Source organism: Endozoicomonas ascidiicola (assembly GCF_001646945.1).
Lineage (GTDB): Bacteria > Pseudomonadota > Gammaproteobacteria > Pseudomonadales > Endozoicomonadaceae > Endozoicomonas > Endozoicomonas ascidiicola.
Map to the genome: position 1 here is coordinate 1 of NZ_LUTV01000023.1, position 4,440 is coordinate 4,440.

General features: G+C 47.7%; 3 protein-coding genes and 3 tRNA genes. 5 read left to right on the forward strand and 1 reads right to left on the reverse strand.

Annotation, left to right across the window (positions count from 1 at the left end):
• On the forward strand, window positions 1–762 hold a 762-nt coding region (locus AKL11_RS24205; protein ID WP_172807369.1), incomplete at its 5' end, for a cation:proton antiporter domain-containing protein.
• Window positions 763–1,133: 371 nt separating this feature from the next.
• Complete coding sequence (gene gltX, locus AKL11_RS24210) at window positions 1,134–2,612, forward strand: glutamate--tRNA ligase (protein ID WP_067522923.1); 1,479 nt, start codon at window positions 1,134–1,136, stop codon at window positions 2,610–2,612.
• Window positions 2,613–2,759: 147 nt separating this feature from the next.
• Here gltX and AKL11_RS24215 read toward each other — a convergent pair whose 3' ends face one another.
• Window positions 2,760–3,656 (reverse strand): DMT family transporter, encoded by an 897-nt coding sequence (locus tag AKL11_RS24215; protein WP_067522925.1) that lies wholly within the window; start codon window positions 3,654–3,656, stop codon window positions 2,760–2,762.
• Between the two features lie 317 nt (window positions 3,657–3,973).
• Here AKL11_RS24215 and AKL11_RS24220 point away from each other — a divergent pair.
• The 3 genes from AKL11_RS24220 (at window position 3,974) to AKL11_RS24230 (ending at window position 4,294) form a co-directional block, all read left to right on the forward strand.
• Window positions 3,974–4,049 (forward strand) — tRNA-Ala (locus AKL11_RS24220).
• Between the two features lie 50 nt (window positions 4,050–4,099).
• Window positions 4,100–4,175, forward strand: a tRNA-Glu gene (locus AKL11_RS24225).
• A gap of 43 nt (window positions 4,176–4,218) precedes the next feature.
• Window positions 4,219–4,294, forward strand: a tRNA-Gly gene (locus tag AKL11_RS24230).
• Window positions 4,295–4,440: the final 146 nt, after the last annotated feature.

Consider the following 4,440-nt stretch of genomic DNA (forward strand, 5'->3'; position numbering starts at 1 on the left):
GCAACCGCCATTGTGATGTTTGGTATTGTCCTGTCCATTATTCAAGCGGGAACAGGGCTGACAGGCGATGCTGTTTTCGCATCCATTATTGAGTTCATACGGGTGTTCTTTGGTGGGATTGCCATAGGCGCGATCTTGGGTGGTCTTATGTTGATTCCCCTGAGGCTCTCCAGAGGCATGCCTTTTGTGCATTTTGCTCTGACGACCATTCTGGCGTTTTCCAGTTTTATCATTGCCGATCATGTGTTTGGCACTTCGGGCGTCATGTCAGTCATCGCGGCGGGGATTATCACCCGCAGTTACGGGCGGCGCGCAATGGCAGATTTTATGACGCTTCGCCACCTAATGCCTTTTTGGGAATTTATGGCGTTTTCAGCCAATAGTTTTATTTTCCTGTTGCTAGGGCTTAGTGAAGACTTTTTGTTGAGAAATATCGAACACATCAGCAGCTATTACTCAACATTGGTTATCGCCATTGTTGCTGTGCTGATGGCGCGTTTGGCTGTCGTATATCTCCTGCTGCCGCTGTGTAACCAATTACCACTCAAGGAAAAGATCGACAGCGGTTCCATGAAGGTTATGTTTTGGGGAGGATTAAGAGGGGTTGTGCCTGTGGCGTTAATGCTTTCTATTCCGGACTCGATTCCCGAAAAAAAGATGATTATTGAAATGACCCTGGGTGTTATTTTGTTCTCCTTGCTGATTCAGGGAACCACCATTGGCTGGGTTATGGCGAAGTTGGGTATCAGCAGAGAAGGCTGAAGGTTTAGAGGTTGTCGCAAAAGCCCTGGTTTCCATACTTCTAACCCTTTGAAAATTCGAGGGTATGTATTCCCACGCAAAGCATGGGAACGAGATGTATGGGGTTTTGCGACAGCCTCGGAGCATGGGAACGAGGTTTCGGGAGTTTTGCGACAGCCTCAGAGCATGGGAGCGAGATGTTTGGAGTTTTGACACCCTTTTTAACGTGATGAGGGTGCTCATTCTGCGTACGAAGGCGCAGTTGTTCATGATTAGCTCTCATCGTCAAATATGATCTTCGGGTGTCGTCAGTAATAGATTATAATGTCCGTTTTTATTTTCCGCCCTGTGCATGACGTTATAAATATCGGGGCGATCAAGAGATATGACTCATGACTGTTCGCACTCGGATTGCGCCCTCTCCAACAGGTGATCCTCACGTTGGTACTGCTTACATCGCTTTGTTTAACTACGCATTTGCGAAAAGTCAGGGTGGTCAGTTTCTTCTCCGTATAGAAGATACGGATCAGACGCGCAGTACGCCAGAGTCTGAAAAACAGATTCTGGATTCCCTTCGTTGGCTGGGGCTGGATTGGGATGAAGGGCCTGATGTCGGCGGTCCACACGGCCCTTATCGCCAAAGTGAGCGCGGAGAAGTCTATGCAGAACATGCTCATGTTCTGTTGAATAAAGGTCACGCTTTCCGTTGTTTCTGCACATCAGAACGTCTTGATGCATTGCGTGCTGAGCAGATGGCAAACAAGCAGACACCGGGTTATGACGGTCACTGCCTGCACCTGTCTGAAGAAGAGGTGCAACGTCGCGTTAATGCCGGTGAGCCTCATGTTGTGCGTATGAAGATTCCTGAAAACGGTGTCTGCAAAGTGGATGACCTGCTTCGCGGCACCATTGAAATCGACTGGTCTCAAGTTGATATGCAAGTTCTGGTGAAAGCGGACGGTATGCCAACCTATCATCTGGCGAATGTTGTTGACGATCACTTGATGGAAATCACCCACGTTATCCGTGGTGAGGAGTGGATCAACTCAGCGCCTAAACATCAGTTGTTGTATGAATACTTTGGCTGGGAAATGCCAGTGCTATGCCATATGCCACTGTTGAGAAACCCGGACAAGAGCAAGCTCTCCAAACGCAAAAACCCAACCTGCATCACTTACTACCGTGATATGGGGTATTTGCCTGAAGCATTATTAAACTATCTTGGTCGTATGGGTTGGTCCATGCCTGACGAGAGAGAGAAGTTCAGTTTGGAAGAAATGCTGGCGGATTTTGACATCAAACGTGTGTCTCTGGGTGGCCCAATCTTCGATCAGGAAAAACTGTCCTGGCTAAATGCCAGTTGGATTCGTGAAAACCTGACCACCGAACAGTTTGCTGATCGTCTCCGTCACTGGCTACTGAACAGTGAGTACATGATGAAGTTTTTGCCCATGGCGAAAGAGCGTGTTGAGCGTCTCAGCGATTTTGCGCCAATGGCATCATTTATGTTCTCTGGTATGTTGAATCTGACAGCAGAAGATTTTTCCCATAAAAAACTGGAAGCTGGCGACGTTAAGAAAGTGCTGCAGTTTACTCTGTGGAAACTGGAGCAGTTGCGCCACTGGCAGCGGGATCAGATTTTTGCGGAAATTAAAGGTCTGTCTCAGGCGATGGGCGTTAAGTTGGGTGATTTTAACCATCCAATCTTCGTTGCCATTGCTGGAACGCCAAACTCCTGGTCGGTTATGGAATCCATGGAAATTCTCGGCCCGGATATGACTCGTGCTCGTTTGCGACACGCAGTGGAAGTACTGGGTGGTGTTTCCAAGAAAGAAGGGAAGCGTTTGGAGAAAGAGTTCGCTGCACTCTAATGCCATTGGCTTTAAAAATCAGAAGCCGGTTTTATCGCCGGCTTTTTTGTGCATGGGATTTGGCAACCTGACACGCTTTCCATGTTTTATTTCCATTTTCCTTTCTGTTCCTTAGCTTATTGATAGTGGACTTGAACCGAGCCCGTATTAATCTTTGGCTATTCTGGATTGCCCAAAAAGCGTTTTGATGGAAAATCCGGTAACCAGTGCAGTACCAATGAGTACTAACATGCCGCCAGCAATGGTGTGCCAGCCAATGGACTCACCTAACAGATAATGCCCCCAGAGAATGCCAAAGACGGGAACTAGAAATGTCACTGTGAGAGCGGAAGGTGCACCCAGAGCATCAATTAATCGGAAGTACAGTAAATAAGCGACACCGGTACACAGTATACCCAGCAGAATAACCGCTGAAATGATCTGGGTAGTAACACCGGTATTTGCTGGAGAAAAAGGAATGATGGGTAAAATCAGCAAGCTGGCAGCCCACATGCTGCCATGTGCATTATCAAAGGATGACACTGTCGTTTTTGCGCTGTGGGCATAATTGCTGGCAATGCCGTAGCTCATTGCAGCACCCAGCGCTGTTAAAATGGCGAGAGGGGCGGCTTTCAGTGTGAGTACATTATCCATTCCCACCAAGACAGTGACACCGGTAATGCCAATGGCTAAACCTAATACTGAGCGAACAGTCATCGTGGACTGACGGCACAGAAGACCAATCAACATGCCCCAGATCGGAGAGGTAGCGTTGAGCACTGATAGCATGGAGGCTGTTAGCGTTTTGGCTGACCAGGCGAGTAATAAAAATGGCAGAGCCGAATTAAATAGCCCGAGAATAAGAAAGTGTTTCCAGTGCTGTCGTAAGTGAAGTTGCTTTTTAAGTAGCTGGGCTACAAGCAGTAGAAAGAGTGCCGCCAGCAACACTCTGCTTTCTATCATCGCGGCGGGGCTAAGAGAAACAGCGCTGACGCGCATCAACAGGAATGACCCGCCCCAGATGGCAGCCAGTAAGATTAGCTGCAATAAGTTTGAAAAATGCATGACGGTATTCACAATTGTCGGTGTTGTGATTCAGTATGACGTTGTCGGCTTTCAAATCCACCTGATTCTTGCTCAAAAAGAAGATAAATGTCGTTTCGTTGTGGTTTTGGGATGCTGAAAGAGTGCCAGTTAGAGAAGGAGTTGCCTTTTATATGGGCGAGAGAATGTCAGTTGAGAGAGTGTATTTCTTTATAACTACGGGATTTGTAGGAATATTTTTTATAAGTGAAGCTTGACAGGATAGAGGGGCATCCATATTATTCGCCCTGCATTTCGGGGGCAGCAAAGCACGAACCGAAGTGAGATAAACAGCTTTTGGGGCTATAGCTCAGCTGGGAGAGCGCAACACTGGCAGTGTTGAGGTCAGCGGTTCGATCCCGCTTAGCTCCACCAAATTTACTAGCTTCAAATGCCGGTTCGGTGTTTGAAGAAGAAGGTTTTGCGTCCCCTTCGTCTAGTGGTCTAGGACACCGCCCTTTCACGGCGGTAACAGGGGTTCGAGTCCCCTAGGGGACGCCACTTATAGACAAGGTTAGAAGAACCTTTATAATCCATCTTCATTGCGGGAATAGCTCAGTTGGTAGAGCGCAACCTTGCCAAGGTTGAGGTCGCGAGTTCGAACCTCGTTTCCCGCTCCAAATTAGACTTGAAGTAGTCTTTAAATGCTTCATTACGGGAATAGCTCAGTTGGTAGAGCGCAACCTTGCCAAGGTTGAGGTCGCACTTTCTTGTGACAAGAGCGAACCTCGTTTCCCGCTCCAAATCTAGAGTCTACTTAGTTGTT

What these genes read in the sequence shown, in the direction of transcription:
- AKL11_RS24215 (WP_067522925.1), bottom strand. Translation starts at nt 3,656, where the DNA reads ATGCATTTTTCAAACTTATTGCAGCTAATCTTACTGGCTGCCATCTGG.
- gltX (WP_067522923.1), top strand. Translation starts at nt 1,134, where the DNA reads ATGACTGTTCGCACTCGGATTGCGCCCTCTCCAACAGGTGATCCTCAC.